Origin of the sequence: Aliiglaciecola sp., from assembly GCF_039982535.1 — a bacterium.
Taxonomy (GTDB): domain Bacteria; phylum Pseudomonadota; class Gammaproteobacteria; order Enterobacterales; family Alteromonadaceae; genus Aliiglaciecola.
The window spans coordinates 1-21,693 of the sequence record NZ_JBDWYG010000011.1 but is presented as its reverse complement, the minus strand read 5'-3'; the positions used below and the strand labels follow the sequence as shown (position 1 = coordinate 21,693).

General features: G+C 39.5%; 20 protein-coding genes and 2 tRNA genes. 16 read left to right on the top strand and 6 right to left on the bottom strand.

The window, feature by feature from the left end; all coding sequences use genetic code 11:
• Window positions 1-64: 64 nt before the first annotated feature.
• Window positions 65-964: an alpha/beta hydrolase gene (locus ABJV04_RS02200; RefSeq protein WP_348489473.1), complete on the top strand. Its 900-nt coding sequence runs from the start codon at window positions 65-67 to the stop codon at window positions 962-964.
• A 153-nt stretch (window positions 965-1,117) separates the two neighbouring features.
• Here the strand turns inward: ABJV04_RS02200 and ABJV04_RS02195 are convergent, their stop codons facing one another.
• The 3 genes from ABJV04_RS02195 to ABJV04_RS02185 form a co-directional block, all read right to left on the bottom strand.
• Complete coding sequence (locus ABJV04_RS02195) at window positions 1,118-1,513, bottom strand: DUF3718 domain-containing protein (protein WP_348489472.1); 396 nt, start codon at window positions 1,511-1,513, stop codon at window positions 1,118-1,120.
• Window positions 1,514-1,895: 382 nt separating this feature from the next.
• Window positions 1,896-2,291 (bottom strand): DUF3718 domain-containing protein, encoded by a 396-nt coding sequence (locus tag ABJV04_RS02190; protein ID WP_348489471.1) that lies wholly within the window; start codon window positions 2,289-2,291, stop codon window positions 1,896-1,898.
• Between the two features lie 256 nt (window positions 2,292-2,547).
• Window positions 2,548-3,450 (bottom strand): LysR family transcriptional regulator, encoded by a 903-nt coding sequence (locus ABJV04_RS02185; protein ID WP_348489470.1) that lies wholly within the window; start codon window positions 3,448-3,450, stop codon window positions 2,548-2,550.
• Window positions 3,451-3,603: 153 nt separating this feature from the next.
• On the opposite strand from ABJV04_RS02185, the gene ABJV04_RS02180 reads away from it, so the two are divergent.
• The 6 genes from ABJV04_RS02180 (at window position 3,604) to ABJV04_RS02155 (ending at window position 8,469) form a co-directional block, all read left to right on the top strand.
• A complete protein-coding gene (locus ABJV04_RS02180; protein ID WP_348489469.1) occupies window positions 3,604-4,050 on the top strand; it encodes a MaoC family dehydratase in 447 nt (148 codons plus the stop codon).
• A gap of 232 nt (window positions 4,051-4,282) precedes the next feature.
• Window positions 4,283-6,979, top strand: coding sequence for a TonB-dependent receptor (locus ABJV04_RS02175; RefSeq protein ID WP_348489468.1), 2,697 nt, complete (start codon window positions 4,283-4,285; stop codon window positions 6,977-6,979).
• A 158-nt stretch (window positions 6,980-7,137) separates the two neighbouring features.
• Window positions 7,138-7,440, top strand: a complete 303-nt coding sequence (locus ABJV04_RS02170; protein WP_348489467.1) for a 4a-hydroxytetrahydrobiopterin dehydratase — start codon at window positions 7,138-7,140, stop codon at window positions 7,438-7,440.
• 196 nt (window positions 7,441-7,636) lie between these two features.
• Window positions 7,637-7,713 (top strand) — tRNA-Met (locus tag ABJV04_RS02165).
• A gap of 163 nt (window positions 7,714-7,876) precedes the next feature.
• Window positions 7,877-7,953, top strand: a tRNA-Met gene (locus tag ABJV04_RS02160).
• Between the two features lie 369 nt (window positions 7,954-8,322).
• Window positions 8,323-8,469 carry a hypothetical protein gene (locus ABJV04_RS02155; RefSeq protein ID WP_348489466.1) on the top strand — a complete coding sequence of 49 codons (147 nt, stop codon included), beginning with the start codon at window positions 8,323-8,325 and terminating at the stop codon, window positions 8,467-8,469.
• Between the two features lie 20 nt (window positions 8,470-8,489).
• On the opposite strand, the gene ABJV04_RS02150 is transcribed toward ABJV04_RS02155, so the two are convergent.
• Complete coding sequence (locus tag ABJV04_RS02150) at window positions 8,490-10,718, bottom strand: DPP IV N-terminal domain-containing protein (protein WP_348489465.1); 2,229 nt, start codon at window positions 10,716-10,718, stop codon at window positions 8,490-8,492.
• A gap of 567 nt (window positions 10,719-11,285) precedes the next feature.
• Between ABJV04_RS02150 and ABJV04_RS02145 the strand changes: the two genes are divergently transcribed.
• From ABJV04_RS02145 to ABJV04_RS02135, 3 genes are read left to right on the top strand one after another with little or no spacing between them, the layout of a single operon-like run.
• Window positions 11,286-11,801: a M48 family metallopeptidase gene (locus ABJV04_RS02145; protein WP_348489464.1), complete on the top strand. Its 516-nt coding sequence runs from the start codon at window positions 11,286-11,288 to the stop codon at window positions 11,799-11,801.
• Window positions 11,802-11,820: 19 nt separating this feature from the next.
• The gene (locus ABJV04_RS02140) at window positions 11,821-12,189 is read left to right on the top strand and encodes a YacL family protein (RefSeq protein WP_348489463.1); all 369 of its coding nucleotides are present in this window, start codon (window positions 11,821-11,823) and stop codon (window positions 12,187-12,189) included.
• Window positions 12,173-12,889, top strand: coding sequence for an RluA family pseudouridine synthase (locus tag ABJV04_RS02135; RefSeq protein WP_348489462.1), 717 nt, complete (start codon window positions 12,173-12,175; stop codon window positions 12,887-12,889). Before ABJV04_RS02140 ends, ABJV04_RS02135 begins: the two co-directional genes overlap by 17 nt.
• Window positions 12,890-12,943: 54 nt before the next feature.
• Here ABJV04_RS02135 and ABJV04_RS02130 read toward each other — a convergent pair whose 3' ends face one another.
• Window positions 12,944-13,915 carry a diguanylate cyclase gene (locus ABJV04_RS02130; RefSeq protein ID WP_348489461.1) on the bottom strand — a complete coding sequence of 324 codons (972 nt, stop codon included), beginning with the start codon at window positions 13,913-13,915 and terminating at the stop codon, window positions 12,944-12,946.
• Window positions 13,916-13,937: 22 nt separating this feature from the next.
• A complete protein-coding gene (locus tag ABJV04_RS02125) occupies window positions 13,938-14,927 on the bottom strand; it encodes a response regulator (RefSeq protein ID WP_348489460.1) in 990 nt (329 codons plus the stop codon).
• A 469-nt stretch (window positions 14,928-15,396) separates the two neighbouring features.
• On the opposite strand from ABJV04_RS02125, the gene ABJV04_RS02120 reads away from it, so the two are divergent.
• From ABJV04_RS02120 to ABJV04_RS02095, 6 genes are all read left to right on the top strand, one after another.
• Complete coding sequence (locus ABJV04_RS02120) at window positions 15,397-16,722, top strand: sigma-54 dependent transcriptional regulator (RefSeq protein ID WP_348489459.1); 1,326 nt, start codon at window positions 15,397-15,399, stop codon at window positions 16,720-16,722.
• An 11-nt stretch (window positions 16,723-16,733) separates the two neighbouring features.
• Window positions 16,734-16,961 (top strand): histidine kinase, encoded by a 228-nt coding sequence (locus tag ABJV04_RS02115; protein WP_348489458.1) that lies wholly within the window; start codon window positions 16,734-16,736, stop codon window positions 16,959-16,961.
• A 40-nt stretch (window positions 16,962-17,001) separates the two neighbouring features.
• The gene (locus ABJV04_RS02110) at window positions 17,002-18,474 is read left to right on the top strand and encodes an ATP-binding protein (protein ID WP_348489457.1); all 1,473 of its coding nucleotides are present in this window, start codon (window positions 17,002-17,004) and stop codon (window positions 18,472-18,474) included.
• A 28-nt stretch (window positions 18,475-18,502) separates the two neighbouring features.
• Window positions 18,503-18,961, top strand: coding sequence for a response regulator (locus ABJV04_RS02105; protein ID WP_348489456.1), 459 nt, complete (start codon window positions 18,503-18,505; stop codon window positions 18,959-18,961).
• 22 nt (window positions 18,962-18,983) lie between these two features.
• A complete protein-coding gene (locus tag ABJV04_RS02100; RefSeq protein ID WP_348489455.1) occupies window positions 18,984-20,936 on the top strand; it encodes a response regulator in 1,953 nt (650 codons plus the stop codon).
• A gap of 228 nt (window positions 20,937-21,164) precedes the next feature.
• Window positions 21,165-21,693, top strand: a 529-nt coding sequence (locus tag ABJV04_RS02095; protein WP_348489454.1) for a mechanosensitive ion channel domain-containing protein, incomplete at its 3' end; no start/stop codon positions are given.

Genomic DNA, 21,693 nt, shown 5'->3' with positions numbered 1-21,693 from the left:
ATGAAAGCGGATGAAGTATCATCCGCTTTTTTTGTTCTGTTCATTACAACTATGGGATATGAGAATGCAAAGTAAATTGGCTCAAATTGATGAATGTTATATTCACTACATAGAGATGTGTGAATGCGAGTCGCCAAAAGGTACCCTTGTTTTTTTGCATGGTTTTCCAGAAAATTGGCAAACTTGGCGTTATCAATTAATGCACTTTTCAAAACACTATCGTGTTATTGCACCTGATTTACCCGGTTATAATCAATCATCGAAACCAAATGACGTTGAGTTTTATCAAGTTACCAATTTAATTGAGGTAATGAGTCGATTTATCAGCTTTGTGTCGTCAGGCCAGCCTGTTTCACTTGTAGCACATGATTGGGGCGGGGCAATTGCGTGGCCGCTTGTGGCCTTTCATGGTGATTTATTTGAACGTTTAATTATTCTAAACGCCGCTCACCCAAGTACATTTACTCGTGAAATGATATGCAATCAACAGCAACGGGAAAAAAGTGGCTACATACATCAATTGATTGCTCAGGATGCAATTGAAACGGTAGCAAAAGATAACTTTCGCTTCTTAACCGATATGTTCTTAGATGAAGATGGTAATTCAGCATTGAGCGATGATGAAATCGCAGAATATCAAAGCAGTTGGCGAATCCCAGGGGTTCTAGATGCCATGTTGAACTATTATCGCGCTATGCCGCAATTAGCGCCGGTTAATACTAATGGTCATGCGTCAGGCCCTGTGACTGACACACATAATATGAAGATCCCAAATATTAGAATTAATGTACCTACTTTAGTGATGTGGGGGATCCGAGATTTAGCATTTGTGCCAGAGGTGTTAAATGGCTTAGATGAATTTGTAGCGGATTTAAAAGTGGTTCCCTTTGAGAATGCTAATCACTGGTTACACCATCAATACCCGCAACAAGTAAACCAACAAATTGAACATTTTTTGGGTTAGGGCTGAGTTGATTTTATGCAGTTTTGCCAGTGTTTGATAAGCAATATTTTGTCTGTGAAACGAAAAACAGCCTCAAAAGAGGCTGTTTCCCGAGGACGTAGACAGCGCCCTGCCTACTTACCATGTTGAACTGGTTCAGTTCTATTTGATTTTCTAGATCCGTTCTTTGATAACAGCTGAGATAGGCGAAGTATCAAGGCCATTCTCTGCTATCCAAGCTTGTAGCGTTTTACCGTCATGTTCAGGCGAGGTTAAGTCAGACTTTGGCATTTTCTTAACCATTAATGTACCTGTTTTAACTGCGTCACTCAGCATTGCTGTGCGTATTAGGCTGTTCCCGTCACAGGTTACACCGGCGTAATAATCTTTTAATTTCAATCTGTAGTCAGATTGGACTTTTTTCATCTTCTTACGAAGTTCACCTTTATCATCGGTTTTGACGATGGTGCAAATATTTTGCAAAGCATCATTAATATCTGCTTGGGCGGTGCCCGTTAAAAGTAAAGAAGTAGCTGCGATGGCGATAGAAGTTTTAACAATTTTCAACATGGTTAAAGTCCTCATTAGTTAATAGTTTCGGTTCGTGTTTCGACGCTTTCAATTAAACAGTATTAGACTTTAGTTTAAAATCTTAACCTTGATACTAAGGTATTCCAAGTCATACCTTTATGGTGGTGGTTTATTCTATCTATATGATTTTAATCATTTAATTTATTTTTTTGTTTGAGTGAATAAGCTTTTTTATGGTTACCATTCAATTGTTTTTTGTTACATAGCACCTCAAAATCTCAGGCGGAATTTTAATTAATTAGTAATTAGGCAACGCTTATTCTGACCAACGAAAAACAGCCTCAAAAGAGGCTGTTTTCCGAGGATGTAGACAGCGCATGTCTACCTACCATGTTGAACTGGTTCAGTTCTATATTCGTTTTTAGATACGGTCTTTAATGACGGCTGAGATAGGCGATCCATCTAAGCCCTTTTCTGCTATCCAAGTTTGTAATGTTTTTCCGTCTTTCTCTGGCGAAGTTAGGTCCGACTTCGGCATTTTTTTAACCATTAATGTACCTGTTTCAACAGCATCATTTAACATTGCTGTACGTATTAGACTATTTCCGCCACAGGATACGCCGGCGTAATAATCTTTTAATTTCAATCTGTAGTCAGATTGGACTTTTTTCATCTTCTTACGAAGTTCACCTTTATCATCGGTTTTGACAATGGTGCAAATGTTTTGCAAAGCATCGTTAATATTAGCTTGAGCGGTGCCCGTTAAAAGTAAAGAAGTGGCTGCGATGGCGATCGAAGTTTTAACAATTTTCAACATGGTTAAATTCCTCAGTAATTTAAAATAGTAGTTGCGTCTGCGTTTGACGGTTTTAATTAAAAGCCAATTTTTGAACAATTAAAACCTTACTGTTAATACTAAGGTATATAGTCAGATACGAAGCAAGTCAGCTCTAATTTCATAATCGTTTGAGCTTTTTGGGGAAATAGCAAGCATAAAGTCATTCCCCTAGAGTAGGGGAATGATAAGTTTAACGTGGAGCCTGAGTGCTAATTGGAATGGCTAAAATGACAATTTAATGATGATTAAATTGACGAGCTACTTCCAAAATTTGCTCTCGCATCCAAATGTGCGCGTGGTCGTGATCCGCACTTACGTGCCAATATAAATAATGCTCTACGGGGGGCACATCAAAAGGCAGTTCATAAAAAGACAGATCGTAATGCTTCGCTAAATGATAGGGGATACAAGCAATTAAATCTGTTTTTACGATGATACTGGGTATCGTCAGGAAATGTTGACCGCGTAAGACTATTTTACGACGTTTGCCTATTTTATCTAAGGCCAATTCAATTGGTCCTGGGTCGCTTCTTCTATGGGATACATTGACCTGACCGAGTCTTAAAAAGGTTTCCAAATCGATGCCATTACGAAGATCAGGATGGTTTTTTCGCGCCATTACTACAAATCTATCTTGAGCAAATTGATGTTTGCACAAATGGGGGTCTGTAAATGTAGATGAGTCAGCAAAGAAGTCTAGGCTGCCACTTGCCATTGCTGAAACCACTGCGCTTCTCGATAGTTCAAAATTGGTTATAGCGATTTTGGGCGCTCGTGTTTGCAAATTGGCCAGCAGGCGAGGCATTAGACTGGCTTCAAAAAGATCTCGAGTCGCAAAGTGGAAGGTCTTTTCTGCGGTTTCAGGATTAAATGTATGGCTGTCTTGTACACTTTTGCGCAACAAAGAGAGTGCGTCACGAGCGGGTCCAATAATATTTTGAGCCACTGGCGTTGGTGTCATGCTATGTCCAGTACGGACGAATAATGGATCATTTAGCATGTCTCTTAATCTAGCAAGAGAGTTACTGACCGCTGGTTGGGTGATACATAATACATCTGCTGCTTTGGTAAGACTGCCTGCGGTATAAATCGCATCAAAAACAGCAAATAAATTCAAGTCAATTCGATTTAAATTCATGTGGTTCCTATATTTAAATTGCACTTAACCAAGATGGATAATTCATTAGAAATCATGATAGAACATTATACATAACATTCATTTTATTAATAGTACTTAGGTTGGTAAGATTTAAAGAATTTGTTAATAAATGTAAATAAATAAGGATGATACATGTCAAAAGCGTTAATCGATTTAGTGGAAGGTGATGAGTTGGGTCATACCGATTGGATTACTATTGATCAAGAAACAATTAATCAATTTGCTGATGCAACTAATGATCATCAATGGATCCATGTGGACCAAGCTCGTTGTGAAAAAGAAAGCCCATTTGGAATGCCAATTGCCCATGGGTTATTGTCAACTGCATTAATGCCAAATGCGTTTTATCAACTAATTAAATTGAATCCAGCTAAGCAAACGTTACTGAATTATGGTGTTGATACTTTGCGCTTCTTAGAGCCGGTGAGAGTAAATGATCGCATTCGCTATCAGGTTAGTTTGGATTCTAAAACAACTAAATCTACAGGCGTACTTTATCGCTTCAATACGCAAGTAGAAATTGAAAATAGAGAAAAGCCTGCCATGATTGGTAAGTTTTTGATGCTATTGATTCAATAGAAGTTTATTTGCCTACCCATTGACTGGTAGGGCCATATATTTAGAAAATGTTTACATATAACTAACAGTAAATTTACATATGGCGAATATGTCCCTAATATTTGATTGAGGCTGGGAGAAATTGCTAGCTCAAAACAAAAATTAAACTATCAAGTGAAAGTATAGGTTAAAACACATTGCGATTGGATGTTGCTTCGACCGCTACTACTCACATTGATTTAGGGGACACTCAATGAAAATCAAGACTCGTATTAGCGCGATAGCGGCAATTGTCTCTACGCAATTTTTAGCGATGCCTAATTTGGCAGTTGCGCAAGAGCAACAGGCTGATGAAGAAGTTGAACTAATAATGGTAACCGGTAGCTTCGTTAGACGCTCCGAAAATTTTGAATCACCATCTCCATTAGCCGTCATCGATAGCGTCGCAATAGACGCTATCGGTGCTAAAAACATAGCTGACATAACTCAAACCTTAACCATCAACTCAGGAGCCGAAAACAATCCTGATGCGTTTACCCAAAATGCAACTGCAGGTACATCTAATATTAACTTGCGTGGCCTAGGAGTTGCGTCAACCCTTGTGCTTTTAAATAATCGTCGTCAGGTTGTTAACTCACAACCAACAAATGACGGTCTAAACTTCGTTGATACCAGTTCATTGGTGCCTATGATTGCCATAAACCGTATGGAAGTGGTCAAAGATGGTGCTTCTGCACTCTATGGCTCTGATGCGGTGGCAGGTGTGGTTAACTTCATAACTAAACGCAATTATGAAGGCGCTATGATGAGTTTTGACTATCAGGACGGTGCTCATGGCGATAACAAAGAATACGTAGTTCAAGGTTTATGGGGCGCTAACGGTGATAAAGGCAATATTATGGCTGCCGTTAGCTATACAAATCGTTCCCCTCTGTTTATCAGCGACCGCCGTTTAAGTCGACCAGAAGATGATACTAGTGCCTTGGGTAACCCAGGTTCTTACTTTTTAACTATTCCAGGGGTAGGGACCTTACCTATTATTGACCCTTACGGTTGTGAAGAGTTTGGCGGCTATCCTGATTTACGTGCTCCAAGTGGCACTATTCCTGGCCTTGAAATTGGTCTTTGTGGTTTTGACTTTGGCCCTTACTATTCATACGTAGCAGATGAATCTCGTACGAATATTTATGCTCAAGGTACCTATCAAATCACTGACGAAATTATGTGGACTACTGAGTTTGGTTACGCAAGAAACCGAGCTGAGCGTGGTGGTGCACCAAGCTTCCCTATTTTAACCTCACCCATAGTACCAGCAGATCATCCGCAAAATCCCTTTGGCGCACCCGTTGCATTCTTCGGCCGTGCAGAAGGAAATGGATTTGATGGCGATCCTGCACAAACTGAATCGGATACCTTTAGATTCAATACGGCTTTACAAGGTGAGTTAGAAAATGGCTTCTGGGAAGTCAGTTATACCCGAGCGGTGAATGATTTCTTATTTAAAGTACCTGATGTGTTAAATACTGAGTTTAACTTAGCCTTAAATGGTTTAGGCGGTGGACAGTGTAATCCGTTAACAGGAACACCTGGAGAAGGGGATTGTGAATACTTTAATCCGTTTGCTAATTCTTATACAACCGCACCTAATTCTCAATATGTGGTTGACTCATTTACTGGCGAACAAGTCATTGATTCCAAATCTGATCTAGAAGTGTTCGAAGGTTTTGCATCTTTTGAGGCATTTGAACTGGATGGTGGTGCTGTAGGGATTGCGTTGGGAGTGCAATATAGAGAAGAGCAACTGTCACAAGATTATGATTCACTTGCAAACCAAGACAGTTTCACATTTGTTATTGGTAACCCCGATTTTGACGGTTCGTTAGATGTGTGGGCAATGTTCGGTGAACTAGCTCTGCCGGTAACCGAAGATCTTGATATTCAAATTGCGTTACGTTACGAAGATTACGGCGGTACTATAGGGGATACTTTAGATCCAAAACTTGCTGTCTCTTATCGAGTAAGTGATACATTTTCACTACGGGGTTCAATTTCTACCTCATTTAGAGCGCCAACGGTATTTTTAAGGAATGGTGGAGCCACGTCATTACAACAGCTAGTTGATCCTGTTCAAGAAGCTCAGGCATTTGCAGCAGTACGTACATCGGGGAATGAAGACCTGACTCCAGAAGAGTCAACGGCATACAACCTAGGTGTATCTTTCGAACCTATTGATGACTTGTCAATTGAAGTGGACTACTGGACGTTTGAGTTTGATAACCTGATCATTCAAGAGAATGCACAAGCTGTGTTAAACGCTGATGCAACCAATCCTGATCGTGTAGTGCGAGCGGGAGACCCATTAACCGGCCCAGTGTTACAAGTTAACAACACTTATGTTAATGCGAGCTCGTTGGAAACCTCTGGTTTAGATATCGTCGGTAGCTACAAAATCGAAACCGACAACGCGGGTACTTTTACGCCATCGATTAATGCCACTTACATTACTAAATATGATTTAGATGATCCTCAAGCTGGAATGATTGATGGGGCAGGCAGACGTAACTTCAATAATATCGGTGTGTCCTCACCGGAGTTACGTATGAATGTTGGCTTACATTGGAATACAGGTGTTCATGCGGCTAATGTATTTGTTCGTTACATCAGTGGTTATGACGATGACCAAAACTGTAGCGATGGTACTTTGGCAACGGGCGGTGAGTGTGCAACCAATAGTTATTATGAAGTAGATAGCCATGTAACTATTGATGCTCAATATAACCTGGACTTAGGTTCTATGCTTGAAACTGACATGAGCTATGTACTATCTATTGGTGGTATTAACTTAATGGATGAAGAGCCTCCGCAATTGTTCACTAACAGTGGATTTGACTCGAAAGTTCATGATCCACGTGGCAGACAAATATACGCTAGATTAGCGGTAGAGTTCTAAGCCATATAATGACCATACAAAATCCCCGACTAAGTTCGGGGATTTTTTTGTAAATAAGCCCTGCCATATTGAGCAATCACTTTTTGCCTGAAAGCTTTCAATTCTTTAATTTTTTATCAACACTTAACATCCACAAGTTAATTTAAGGACACTACGTTATGGCTGAAAAATACAACCAACAACAAATCAGAGATGCACTGTTAGATCTTAACGAAGGAAAAAGTGAAGAACAAAAGTGGCAAGTTAACGGTAGTAAATTAATTAAGACCTTCAAGTTTAAAAGTTTTGTTCGTGCCTTTGGTTGGATGTCACAAGTTGCGATTTGGGCAGAAAAATTAAACCACCATCCAGAATGGTTTAATGTTTATAACAAGGTGGAAGTTGAATTAACCACCCATGATGTGGATGGGATCAGTGAATTAGATTTTAAATTAGCCCAGAAAATGGATTTATTTCATTAAGACTTACTTAGCAAAGTCCCGCTATCGTACGTAAAATAAGCGTTGAGTGCTATTTTTGACCTATTGGTCAGTTATATTAAACTTTTATTGCAATAATTTGCATATCCCTCTTGCGTGGCCTTAATGGCTATGTATAATACGCACCACTTGAGAGGGAACAGAGTTAAATCACTCCCTAATCAACACCAGTTTCAAGCGCGGGATGGAGCAGTCTGGTAGCTCGTCGGGCTCATAACCCGAAGGTCGTAGGTTCAAATCCTGCTCCCGCAACCACATTCAAAGGCCTCGATAATTCGAGGCCTTTTTTTGTTTCAAGTGAACGCGTTTATTTGTATTTAATAAACAAAGTCTTGTGCTACTCAACTAACGATGTATAATACGCGCCTCTTGATAAGGAAGTGAGTTAAATCGCTCTTTAATCAACACCAGTTTCAAGCGCGGGATGGAGCAGTCTGGTAGCTCGTCGGGCTCATAACCCGAAGGTCGTAGGTTCAAATCCTGCTCCCGCAACCACATTCAAGGTCTCGATTATTCGAGGCCTTTTTTGTTTGTGTTAAACCCAAAGGGTTTAAAACTAAATCTACATTTCCTGCAGCCTTAAGCTCTAATTTCTCTACCAATCAACGCAAAGCAATAGTGGCCTCTTTAGAAAATTTCCCGACTCAAGCTCTTGAGAAAATACATGGACAGGCATCTTTTCAGGTAGTTGTGATTGGGTAAAAAATCATGATTAAAGGTCAACAAAATATTTTAATGTTCGTCGAACACAGCGAGAGACACAATGGTAATAAGGGGTATCAGAAATATTGATTTGTCGCTTCCTTGTCAGTTGCATGCAGGATCAATTATCTGGCTGGGTATCACCGAAAGAGTGTTTATAGCGTGAGAAAAGGCAAGTTAACTCAATTGCTTAGTGTCGATTTTATGAATATCGATTTCGAGCTGCTAGTTATGATCATTGAGCTAAAACAAATTCTCAATACAAACATTGCCGTCACCGTTGACGGCAATGTTTTCACTTTATCTTAATTACAAATTGGCTGTTACAGCTATTCCATACCAAAATGTTTATCAAAGAAGTTAGTAATCGTCTTGTATAAATGTATGCCGGTTTGCTTGCCTCTTATGCTGTGCTTTTTACCTGGATAGTCCATGCTTTCGAATGGAATGGCTAAATCTTGAAGGTGCTTGTACAACTTAGTGCTATTAGTAAAAAGAACATTGTCGTCGGCCATACCATGATAAATCAGCAAGTCGCCTTTTAAGTCTTTTGCGTAAGGAAACACCGACGATGCAGCATAAGCGTCTACTTCTTGTAGTGGGTGCCCCATAAAACGCTCAGTGTAGTGGGTGTCGTATAATCCCCAGTCGGTGACGGGAGCGCCCGATACGCCTGCTTTGAAATAATCACCCGCTTTAAACATGGCCATTAATGTCATGTAACCACCGTAGCTGTGGCCATATACGCCAATACGGTTTACATCTACATAGGGGAGTTTGCGTAGAAACTTCACGCCTTGGATTTGGTCGGTCAGTTCAACACTGCCCATTTTTTTGTAGAGTGGATCTTCGAAGGCTTTGCCTCTACCTTCTGAGCCGCGGTTGTCGATACTAAATACCACATAACCTTTATTAGCCCAATATTGCATTAGTAAGCCACGATTGCCGCCCCAGCTATCTTTAACGACTTGCGCGCCTGGTCCACCATACAGATAAACAATTACTGGGTGTTTGCCTTGAATATTTTGCGGTTTGTACAAGCGATAAAATATTTCGGTGCCATCTTCTGCGTTAAAGCTATCGATAGTCGGTTTGACCCAATTAGCCTGGTATGGCTTAAGAGGATGATTATTGTCGATATTGTTTTCACTTAACCAAGTCAGTTGCTTACCGTTGGCATTATGCAAACTAACCTGTTGCGGGGTATTAGTAGTAGAAAAGCTATCAATGTAGACACTAGCATCATCACTAAACGAAATAGAATGATAAGCGCTACGTTTAGTGACTTTAGTTATAGGCCCGCCCTTTAAACTAACTTTATATAAGTGGCTTTGGGTTGGGGTATCAGCCCGACCAGTGAAATATACAACATTATTGGTTTGGTCTATGGCTTCTATTTTATCGACTATCCATTCGCCTTTAGTTAATTGGCGTACTAATTGGCCGTTGTTTTTGTGCAGGTATAAATGCTTATAGCCGTCTTTTTCAGAAGCCCAGATAAAATGTTGTTGGTCATCTAAAAAACGTAAGTCTTCGTTTAAGTTAACCCATGTTTTACTGCTTTCTTCAAGCAGTGTGTTTTGTTTGTTGGTTTTTAAATTGAATGCTTTTAGTGTTAAATGCTGTTGGCTACGGTCTTGTATTTGATATGACAAGCTTTGGCTGTCTTTCAGCCAATTGACTCTGGCTAAGTAAATATCTTGCTCTTGGCCTAAATCTATCCATTGTTTTTGTTTAGAAGCTAAATCAATTACCGCTAGTTTAATTAGTACATTGTTGGTACCAGCACTAGGGTAACGTTGGGTGATCATTTTAATTGAATCAGCATAGATTTCGCTGCGGGTGATTTGCTCAACAGGAGATTCATCAATTTGCGTAAAAGCGATGTGTTTTTCGTCTGGCGACCACCAGTAACCTGTCATTCGCTTCATTTCTTCTTGAGCGACAAATTCAGCCATAGCATTTTTAATCGGGCCTTGACCGTCTGTAGTTAAGCGCGTTTCTACCCCGCTTTGAATATGTTTTATGTACAAATCTTGATTACGCACATAAGACAAGTAATTACCTTTGGGTGATAACTTAACATCGGTTTCGAACTCTGGTGTGTCTAAAATTTGCTGGGCTTTTTTATCGCCTAAACGATAATAAAAAGCATCACCGGCTAAAGGAAATAATAAGGCTTTGCCATCATCAGACCAATCGTAACTTACTATGCCCGAACCACTTAAACGCATGCGTTCTCGACGGGCTTTTTCTTCATCAGACAATATTTCTGGGCCAGAGCTTAGGTCGTTTGAATCAAATAACAATTGGGTTTTACCACTTTTAATATCGTATTCCCAAAGGTCTAAACGTTCATAATCTGTTTTTTTGCCTTGTAAAAAGGTCACGCGTTGACCATCTGGCGATACTTTTAGTTTTTTTAACGATGATCCCTGTAAAGTAGGAGATTCAAAAATACGTTCTATTGTTAGTGATTCAGCTGATTGGGTTTCGCTTATTGCATTGGCCGACCAAATGCCCAAGCTGCACGTTAAAAGGCAAACGAGCTTTTTCATTAATGTTTCCTATTGGTGTTTTGTCACGATCTCATAGGTTTGAGATGATATATATAATTGAATGGACCATTCGTTCAGTAGCGCCATTGTAGAGTGTTCTGCTACGCAGGTAAAATTTATGCGACAAAGAGTAAGCTACCTATCCAGGCACCCACCTTATGATATTAAAATTTGATTCTTTGGGCCCATGAACTAAGTTTAATCTACATTGTTTGAAGAGAGTCAATCATACCTAGGTCACGTCCATCTCAAGTTTCTCTAATCGATACGCCTTATTACCACTGAGTTTCACGTAACGTACGTCGCTGCTATTGGACGGCCAATTTGAGGCCTTTTTTGCGTGTACTAAGCTAACCGCTAAAATAACCCTGATTTTGCTAAAGCATATTTAGCAACCTTTGCGTTACATTCAAAACCTAGTTCATCATTTGCTGGCAAGAGTCTTTAGCAAACATTTTTCCAAAATTTTAAACTGCTTATTAAGTTGAATAGCGCACTAACACCGTTAGTGACTAACTGTTGTTAGCAAGTTAAACTAGGTTCTCACCCATTATTGAAAGTAACACTGTGTCGTCGCTCAAATATCTATCCGCCTATTCCCCTGATTTACAACAGCAAATAACTGAATTGTTAGAGTCTGATCGTTTAACTGATTATCTGCTGAAAAAATATCCGCTGGTGCACAGTGTGCCAAACGATAATGCACTGCGTGAATATGTCATCGCTATAAAAAATCAATACCTTAAAAAGTCCCAACCTCTGAGTAAGGTAGTATTTGATAAGAAGATCCATGTGGTTGATAACGCCCTAGGTTTACATAGTTATGTTTCTCGGGTGCAGGGGGGGAAGCTTAAAAGTAAGAATGAAATTCGTATCAGTACCTTATTTAAAAATACGCCCGTTGAATTTTTAAACATGATAGTGGTGCATGAATTGGCGCATCTAAAACAAAAGGAACATAACAAAGCGTTTTATCAACTTTGTTGTCATATGTTACCCAATTACCACCAGGTAGAGTTTGATGTACGAGTTTATCTAACGCATCTTGAGCATAAAGGCGAGGTTTATCAGAACCTGCCATAACACCCTTAATAAGGTAACCATGAATTATCAATTTATACGCAATTTACGAGGTATTCCTGAAGCTCAATTTGAGATGGGACATGAGGCTTTTTCCCGTTGGTTTTCAGAAGAGCTTGGGACAAATAAAGATAAGATAGTGGAAATCTTTTCTGCTATTGATTCACTCGAAAAACGCCAAATCAAAGAGTACCGGTCAACGGGATTAGAGTTTGATCTGCAAATGGACTCTGATGAAGTGGAAGTTAGATCTAAGGACTTGGATATGCAGGGGCCTGATGAACTTCCCGAAGGGACTGAGTTATATGATCAAGAATCTGTCTCAGGCTGTGGACTGGAAGACTTCAAGCAAGTTCTAAATTCGTGGTGTGACTTTGTCGGTGGAAAATAAGCCTGACTTAGCCACGACCAAAGCTACGAAAAACATCATTGTCGATAATTTTGTAGCACCAAAATGTTTAGATGACATTAGCGTACTTTATCAAGATGAGTCTATTTTACTGATCAATAAACCAAGTGGTTTGCTTTCTTTGTCGGGTAAAAATCCCAAGAACTATGACTCTGTGCATTTTCGGTTAGTGAAACAGTTTAGTTCTGCAACTATGGTTCATCGCCTTGATTTTGGAACCTCTGGCATTATGGTCATTGCTCTGAACAAAGAGGTTAACAGTCATCTAGCAACCCAATTTCAATTGCGTAAAGTACACAAAACTTATGTGAGTTTGCTCCAAGGGCATTTGCATGAAAATGAAGGCCAAATTAATCAAGCTATTGCTAAAGATGCAAGCCTATTTCCCAAAGTAAAAATTTGTTCGACAGAAGGTAAGGAAGCCATAACTCACTATACCGTTTTAGAACGCCTACATAACCCTCTTTCTACCCGTGTTCGGTTTTATCCTCACACGGGCAGGACCCATCAATTACGTATTCACAGCCAGTTTATACAACATCCTATTTTAGGTTGTGATTTATATGCTACTGGCGAAAGTCATCAAGGGGCTAACAGGCTAATGTTGCATGCGGAAAGTATTGTCTTTGAGCACCCCGTTACAGGCAAAAAAGTGCACGGAGTCTGCCCTCCACCTTTCTAAATACTATACAAGACGATTATTCGGAACCCTAGGTTGGGTATGTCTGCTTTTATTTTAATTTGAAGCCTGTTCAATATGTTCATGTTCAAAAACACACACTTGGTTTTTTCCCATGGCCTTGGCTTGATACAATGCCTGATCTGCACTTTTAATTAAAACATCAGGTTGATCCTTTCGGTCTGGCACTAAGCAGTGCAAACCAATACTAACGGTGGTTTTAATGGCTGAGTTTTGGTCTTGGCTTGTTTCTAAGCAAACTACGGTTTGTTCAATTAAAGTGCGAATGTCTTCTGCAACTTTTAACGCTCCTGCAAGATCAGTATTGGGAAGGATACACGCAAACTCTTCGCCACCGTATCGCGCCACTAAGTCATCGGGACGATGAGCGCAGGTAGCTATTTTTTCAGCAAGTACTTTTAAGAATTTATCTCCAGCTTGATGTCCATAGGTGTCGTTTAACTGTTTGAAGTTATCCGCATCTATCATCAGTAGTGCCAAGGGATTTTTCTCTCGTGCACAGGATAACCAATCAGTAAGCAACTGTTCGTCGAATTGATAACGATTGCTGACGCCAGTTAAACCATCAATTAAGGCTAATCTGCGTAGCAAATCCGATTGTCGTTTGATCTGTGCATGGCTTTGCACTCGCGCCCAAGTGATAGTGGGGTTAATTGGCTTACGTATAAAGTCAACACCACCCACCTCAAACCCTTTTACTTCATCAGCTTCATCAATATTTGAGGTAATGAAAATTACCGGGATATGTGAGGTGATTACATTCTCCTTTATTTTTTCACAAACCTGAAAGCCGTCTAAATGCGGCATATTGATATCTAGGAGGATGATGTCCGGTAGTAATTCGTTGGCCATTTCAACGCATTGAGCGCCGTCGCTTGCCATAAAAATGTGGAAGTCGTCCTGAAACACTTCGTATATCTGTCTCACCACTAAAGGCTGATCGTCTGCGATAAGCATAATAGGTGTCCGATGAGATATATTGCCAAAACTTACCTGTTTATTTGTCATTATTGGTACTCTGTATACAGTTTCATGATTGACCTAAAATGAATTCTAATGCTGCTTTAAACTTCAACTGCTCTACATATTTGTTGAGAGTTGCTAATTCATTGTCGTTGGGAAACTGTTTAATCAGGTTGTTAACGTATCGGATGATAGATAGATCACTTTCTTCTAATAAATGAATGATCTTTTGACGACTTTCTTGCGTAATTTTCGGGTTGCTATGTGGTTCGGTGTTTTTCGGCATCTCAGTTTTTATAAACAATTGTTGTAAACGTTGGAGGTTGAACGCATGTAATCTAGAAAGGGTTTCCAGCATCTCTATAATTTGCTGTTCGTTTAATTGGTTTTTTTTAGCCGAAGCATGAAAATTAACCACATAATTATATACATCGTTAGCACCTATTGTTCCGGCTAACCCTTTGAGAATATGTAACGATGAGATAATCGTTTTTGAATCACGAGTGTGTTTTAGAATATTTAATTGTTCTAAAAACTCTTGAGCATAAAGGGGAATTAAGTTTTCCACCACCTCATGGTTTTGACCGAAGCGGTCTAAGACTTGTTGTCTAAGCTCTGAATCGGTCACAGCGCTAGAGTCTTTTAAACTCTCAACGGATTGATTACTAGGGTGTTTTTGCAAAACTGCGAGTACTCCTTCACAAAGTTTATGCAAGCTAATGGGTTTAGCTAGGTGTGCATTCATGCCAACTTCATAACACTTAAGCTGATCTTCAGGCTGACAATCTGCTGTAGCGGCGATAATGGGTAAATTGTCGAAGCGTTGATCTAATCTAATTTTTTTAGTTGTAGTTAGACCGTCCATGGTAGGCATATTAATGTCTAATAAGATGACGTCAAATTTTTTTGGCGAAGATTGCAGACAAACAATCACTTCTTCTCCATTCGCAACGGCGGAAACCGCTGCTCCAGACATTTTAAGTAATCGCTTCAAAGCTTCCAACGTTAATGCGTTGTCATCTGCAATTAATATCGTTAAACCCGCTAATCTTTTCACTTAAGGATTTGCCTTTTTAATGTAATCAACTGAGATTTTTCAGATCGGTGATTCCGTTTACCGATTTAAAATAATCAAAATGTAAATGCTAAACCTTTTTGAAAACTCATCGTTTTAGTCTGCTAAACGGCTTAAACGTACTAAACGAAGATTCATTTTGCTTAAAACAGCAATATCTACACCAAAGCAACATTTACATGAAAGTAACGGAAGTTATTACTATTACTGGCGCTGTGTTGTTAACCGATTCGTGAATCCGCCATTTAAAAATTTCTGAGTTTTAGAGTGATCGAAATATGCTTATTTGAGTAATACTTTCATTAGTGTGAAAAATTTGCACGTTTTAACGAAAAACTCCGAATTTATGTAGTACGTAAAAGTTGATTAAAACAAGTTAGTAGGGCAATGTTCTTTCACTTCGTAATAAATGTTCGTAGTTTAAACATATTGATTATTAAAGGACGATGATGTGTTAAAAGTTTTATTGGTTGATGATGATAATGAGTTTACAGATGTGGCTTATCAAATTATCGAATTCTTGGGCCATGAGGTGTCCGTAGCGGGCTCGTTAAAGGAAGCTCGGCAATGGTTAGAGCATCAACAGTTTGATCATATATTACTTGATTTTATGTTGCCTGATGGTAGCGGATTACATCTTATTGATGAACTTGAGGTAAGCGCTGGAAAGCAAACTTTTATTACCTTAATTACAGGCCACCCTTCTGTCAAAGGCATGTTAGCTGGCCTGTGTGGTCCAAATATTAACTATTTAGTAAAACCTCTTCAGCGAGAAGATATTGAACAGGTATTGAATCGCAAAACAAAAAAAGCGCCTAAAAAATCAAGTAAGTCTCTGCATTTTGGTTGTTTAATCGGTGAATCTGCTCAGATGAAAGAACTCTACCTAATGATAGAGCGAGTCGCTAAAACCAACGCCAATGTTATGTTAATGGGTGAAAGTGGCGTGGGAAAAGAAGTCGTAGCTCAAGCTATCCATGCTGCAAGCGAATGCGAAGGCCCACTAATTGCCACCAACTGTGGAGCCTTGTCTAAGGAACTAATTGGCAGCGAACTTTTCGGTCACGAAAAAGGGGCTTTTACCGGCGCTGTTGGGCGAAAAGATGGCGTATTTGAGCGGGCAGAGAAGGGAACGTTATTTCTTGATGAAGTGACCGAGATGCCCATTGATATGCAACCTAACCTGCTACGTGTACTAGAGTCAAAACGAGTTACTAGGGTGGGGGGAACTAAGGAAATTGACGTCAATTGTCGAGTGGTTTCAGCCACCAATAGAAGCGTTAGTGAGTTGGCTGAAAGTAAGGTTCTTAGAGAAGATATCTATTTTAGATTAGCTGTTTTTCCCATAGATATTCCTACTTTGCGTGAGCGCAAAGAAGATATCCCGTTACTGGCAGAGGCTTTCTTAAATGAGCTTAATCAAGAAAACGGAACATCTTTTGCTTGGAGTCAACCGCAGTTAACACGATTAACTGAGTATGAGTGGCCCGGCAATGTGAGAGAACTTCGTCACGCGGTTCATCGGGCATTTATAATGAGCGATCCAGATTCGTCGACGGTAGATTTACCTAATAGTTTTGCTTCTCCTTTTGCATCTAATTCAAGCTCAACGAATCAGATTTCAGCAGGACAAACCATAGAAAACGTTGAAAAAGAGTTAATTCGCGCAACGTTGGAAAAAGTAAATGGCAGCAAGACTCTTGCGGCTGAGATGCTCGGTATAAGCACCAAAACATTATATAACCGTTTACATGCCTATGGTGACTTTGAACAATAACAGGATATTCAATGACAACAGAAAGTAATCAAAACCTTGATCTTCGCACCTTAGTTCACGATGCACGAGGTCCTTTAAATCGTATTTCGATGAACGCAGAATTGGTCAAGTTAGTTTTGGAGAATGATTTACCTCGCGATAAAGCGGTTGATGCATTGAGTAAAATTATTACAGCCTGTCAAGATTGCAGCGACAAACTTCAGATGATTAGTGATTCTCAAAAAAACAAAAACGATTAGTGTTGTCGTTTCAGTATGACTTAACAATGAGTAACAATTTATGAGACAAGGTCGTTTATTTGGCAATACCGTTTTTACTTGGTTTGCAGTTACTATTATCGTTTTAGGTGTTATCAGCGTAAATGCTTATTTGGCTGTTAAAACTACCCGTGATCTAGCCAAAGTACAGGAAAACCTGACCAATACCGGTAACGTGATTTTAGTGCTCGATGAGTTACATATCATGTTACTTGCAGCGGAAAGTAGTCAAAGAGGATACTTATTAACTGAAATTGAAGAATATCTTGCCCCTTATATAAGTTCAGTTAAACAACTGTCTGATCAGATTGAAAAAGTACGCGTAGTTGAAGTGGATATAGAAGGCCAAAAAACGCTGATCAACGAAATAATCCAACTTACCGAAATGAAAATGGATGAGATGGAAAAAACCGTTGCCTTAGCGCAATCTGATCGTGAACGTTCAGCAATTCGCTTAGTGAAAGGGGGAGAAGGTAACGAGTTGACTAAAGATCTTGGTCAATTATTTTCGCAAGTAATTGATAACGAGCTAACTTATCGAAACTTTCTGTACAGCAAGCTAAATCGAGCGGAGAAAGAATCCGTATTTACATTTTTCACCTCTGCGATAACCAGTGCATTATTGTTGTTGGGGTTAATTGTATTAGCAAGACTGAATCTGGTGAGCGAAGAAAAGTTTCGAAACTCATTGGAGAAACAAAACCAAAACTTGGCCTTAAAAGTGGAAGAGCGAACTCAAACATTAACGGTTTATTCTGAAGAGTTAGCCCGTAGTAACCGCGAACTTGAAGATTTCGCTTTTGTGGCATCCCATGATTTGCAAGAGCCACTTCGAAAAATTCGCGCATTTGGTGATAGATTACAATCAGACTATTCAGAAAAGTTAGGTGATAAAGGTTCTGACTACTTAAACCGGATGAAAAATGCGGCTGAGCGTATGTCTAATTTAATTAGTGATTTACTCGAGTTTTCTCGGGTTTCAACTAGAGGTAAAGACTTTACTGACGTTGATATGTCATCGGTGATTGAGGCGATTGAAGGTGATTTAGAAATAGCCATAGATGAAAGTAATACAACTCTTATTATTCCTCAATTGCCTGTAATCAAAGGCGACCCCAGTCAGTTGAACCAGTTATTTTTAAATTTATTGTCAAATGCAATCAAATTTAGAAAAGCAGATACTGCTCCTATTATTGAATTGGAATACAGACACGAAGAGGCCATCATTGATAATGGTATATCCAGTGGTGACATGCATGTGTTCACAATTAAAGACAATGGCGTTGGATTTGAAAATGAATTTTCTGAAAAAATATTTGTTCCTTTTCAGCGCTTACATGGGCGTAATGAGTACAAAGGTACGGGGATAGGCCTTGCTGTGTGTCGGCGAATTGTGGAACGACATGGTGGAACGATTTCAGCTACGAGTGAATTAGGTAAAGGGTCTATTTTTGTGATTAAATTACCCACTGATGCTGTGCTGAATAAAATTTAATGAAACAAATAAACTAGAAAGGAAATAAATGCCTTATTCAAATAAAAAGTCGTTAATTATTTTAATGGCGGATGACGACGATGATGACAGACTACTAGCACAAGACGCTTTGAATGAAAGCCGGGTTTTGAACAGCCTAAAGTGTGTTGAAGATGGCGTCGAGTTAATGAACTATTTAAAACGGGTGGGCAAATACGCTGATAAGGAAACCTATCCTAGACCGGGTTTAATTTTGCTCGACTTAAATATGCCCCGTAAAGATGGACGTGAGGCGTTAGTCGAAATTAAAGCTGATCCAAACCTAAGAAGTATTCCAGTGGTTATTTTAACTACCTCTAAAGAAGAGGAAGATAAAGTTAAGGGATATGGTTTAGGGGCCGCTTCTTATATAACCAAGCCGGTTAATTTTGAAGGGCTAGTTGAGGTGATGAAAGCGTTGGGGAAATATTGGGTAGAAATAGTAGAGCTACCTGAAAATAGTGAATAAAAAACTAGGGTGATTGTCTAATATGGATGTGAAATCAGCGCGGATCTTAATTATTGAAGATGATGAAGATGACTATATTCTCACCCAAGATCAATTAGAGAAACTTGATCGTTATCGCTTTAAAATCGATTGGGTTACTAATCTAGAAGATGCATTGCGACAACTAGAGCGTAATGTTCATGAAATTTGTCTGCTGGATTATCGTCTTGGCGCTTATACCGGCATTGATGTATTAGAAAAGGCCCAAGCGCTAGGTTCTCATGTACCAATAATTATGTTAACTGGTCAGTCTGACGAAGACCTCGATAGACTGGCATTAAAGGCTGGTGCAGCTGACTTTTTGGTAAAAGGGGATATTACTAACGCTAGGTTTACTCGCGCTATTCGTTACGCCATATCTCGAGCTGAGATAGAAAAAGCCCGGCAACAGAGCCTAGATGCTGAAATAGAAAGTCGCTCAAAAGACCGTTTTATTGCCCACCTAAGTCATGAATTACGCACGCCTCTTACCTCAATCTTGGGGTACACTGAATTATTGTTAAATGGCGATAAAGCCCGAGATGCAACTAAAGAGCTGTCAACTATTCTTAATAATGGCCAGCATCTACTTAGTCTGCTTAACGATATTCTGGATTTATCAAAAATCGCTGCCGGAAAACTGCAACTTAAACCTGCTAATGTAAAGTTGAATAGTTTTGTTGGGGATATTTTGACTCTAATGCAAATGCCTGCAAGTGAAAAAGGTTTGAGTCTGCAGTTCTACTCTTCTGCAAGGGTTCCAGAGTCCATTTATGCCGATCCTACTCGTCTTCGCCAAGTCATCATCAATTTGCTGTTCAATGCTATCAAATTTACTGATTTTGGTGAGGTAGCGTTATGGGTTGATTATGATCCCGCTGAGCCCGAAAAAATTCGATTTAAGGTTTCTGATACGGGAATTGGCATTGCTGAGAGTGAAATTGACGTCATCTTTATACCTTTTCAGCAACTAGAAGATGTTACCTTAAAAAAAGAGCAGGGAGCTGGTCTAGGTCTAGCCATTGCAACTGAATTAGTGAGGCGAATGGAAGGGGAAATAAGCGTAAAGTCAAAACTAGGCGAAGGCAGTGAATTCTCCGTTAGTTTGAACCTACCTGAGCAACTGCGAACTACCCTTAAGCCCTTGGACGTTAAAGTATCTGACACTCAACAAATGGACAGCTTTGCTCAGCTCGCAGGAAAAATATTAATTGTTGATGACTTGCTAGATATCAGGCAGTTGGTGGGTGAAATGTGTCGTTCGTTTGGACTTGAAGTTTGTTTCGCGGCAGATGGTAGTCAAGCTCTTATGGCAATTGAAGAGCCTGATAGTGATTTTGATTTAGTTGTAATGGACATTCATATGCCCGTTATGGATGGTCGAAAAGCAATTGTTGAAATACGCAATCAAGGTTTCAATAAACCTGTTTTAGCATTAACGGCAGCGAATATGAAAGGTGTTGACATCGAGCTGACGTCCTTAGGCTTTGATAACGTTATCGGCAAACCAATCGATCGCAACGTATTGTATCAATCCATTGCTGCCTATTTATCGACGAGTGAAACCGAGCTTGAAATACAAAGCGCTAAACAAACCCAAGCTGATAATGAAGAACAGGCAAGTGTATTGGTTGTAGAGGACGATGCAGACGCCGCTGAACTCATTGTTCTATTATTAGAAAGTTTAGGAACTAAGGCAGAGGTTGCCAATTCTTGTAAGCAATGTCTAAATCGTATTGCGCAAAGCAACAAGTTTAGTCATATTTTACTAGATAAAAATCTTCCTGATGGCAACGGCCTTAATTTGGCTACTGAAATTCATCAGCTTCAGGAAAGTAGTGATTTAATCATTATCAGTGGTGAAGAAGTCTCTGATCAGGAATTAACAGATAACGGCATCAAAAGCGCACTGCTCAAACCAATAAGTTTGCAACAGTTACAAAATCTATTTGCTTAATGCTTAATGCTTAACGTAATGGCTAAATAGGTGGCTAAGATAACTAAAAATGCAGTTAAATGAAGTCTAAGCAATACCCTAAGTGACCCATTTAAAATTGCGTACTAAGAGGGTTATTTGAGGGGCGAAAAGTTGTTAGATAACCGGTTGAGTAAAAAACTGCGCATTCGCAACGAAAGAATAGTAGAGTAAAGTTTTACAGTAATTGTAGGTGAGGTGTTATTTTTTATGTTTAAACAATTAGCGCTTAATCTCCTATGCATATTCATCATGAGTTGCGCCCAAGTGCACGCACAAAGCGAGATAGGTACACCTACGACTATCGTTGAAGAGTCGAATGTTATCTGGAATGAAGTCCAATCTTATTGGTTGGAATTCTTGCAAACTTTACCCTCTGTTATTTTTGGATTGGTAGTTTTCATCGTTTTTTATCTATCTTCTCGCTACATTTCAGAGTGGATGCTTAAACCCTTCTCTTACATTAGCTCCAGTTTACTTATCAAGGTGGTTATTAGACGAGTTTTCCAATTATTGATTATTTTATTGGGCGCATACATTTTTCTGCGTTTTGCTGGTTTAAGTGAGTTTGCCGTTGCCATTTTAAGCGGTACGGGCGTTGCGGGTTTAATTATCGGGTTTGCATTTAGAGATATTGCGGAAAACTTTATTTCTAGCTTGCTCTTGAGTATTCAAAAACCGTTTAAAATTGGCGATATCATCCAGGTTGAAAGTCATATTGGCGTGGTAAAGCAAGTGA

Coding starts and splice junctions, on each gene's coding strand:
- ABJV04_RS02200 (WP_348489473.1), top strand. CDS start 65: ATGCAAAGTAAATTGGCTCAAATTGATGAATGTTATATTCACTACATA.
- ABJV04_RS02195 (WP_348489472.1), bottom strand. CDS start 1,513: ATGTTGAAAATTGTTAAAACTTCTATCGCCATCGCAGCTACTTCTTTA.
- ABJV04_RS02190 (WP_348489471.1), bottom strand. CDS start 2,291: ATGTTGAAAATTGTTAAAACTTCGATCGCCATCGCAGCCACTTCTTTA.
- ABJV04_RS02185 (WP_348489470.1), bottom strand. CDS start 3,450: ATGAATTTAAATCGAATTGACTTGAATTTATTTGCTGTTTTTGATGCG.
- ABJV04_RS02180 (WP_348489469.1), top strand. CDS start 3,604: ATGTCAAAAGCGTTAATCGATTTAGTGGAAGGTGATGAGTTGGGTCAT.
- ABJV04_RS02175 (WP_348489468.1), top strand. CDS start 4,283: ATGAAAATCAAGACTCGTATTAGCGCGATAGCGGCAATTGTCTCTACG.
- ABJV04_RS02170 (WP_348489467.1), top strand. CDS start 7,138: ATGGCTGAAAAATACAACCAACAACAAATCAGAGATGCACTGTTAGAT.
- ABJV04_RS02150 (WP_348489465.1), bottom strand. CDS start 10,718: ATGAAAAAGCTCGTTTGCCTTTTAACGTGCAGCTTGGGCATTTGGTCG.
- ABJV04_RS02140 (WP_348489463.1), top strand. CDS start 11,821: ATGAATTATCAATTTATACGCAATTTACGAGGTATTCCTGAAGCTCAA.
- ABJV04_RS02130 (WP_348489461.1), bottom strand. CDS start 13,915: ATGACAAATAAACAGGTAAGTTTTGGCAATATATCTCATCGGACACCT.
- ABJV04_RS02115 (WP_348489458.1), top strand. CDS start 16,734: ATGACAACAGAAAGTAATCAAAACCTTGATCTTCGCACCTTAGTTCAC.
- ABJV04_RS02110 (WP_348489457.1), top strand. CDS start 17,002: ATGAGACAAGGTCGTTTATTTGGCAATACCGTTTTTACTTGGTTTGCA.
- ABJV04_RS02105 (WP_348489456.1), top strand. CDS start 18,503: ATGCCTTATTCAAATAAAAAGTCGTTAATTATTTTAATGGCGGATGAC.
- ABJV04_RS02100 (WP_348489455.1), top strand. CDS start 18,984: ATGGATGTGAAATCAGCGCGGATCTTAATTATTGAAGATGATGAAGAT.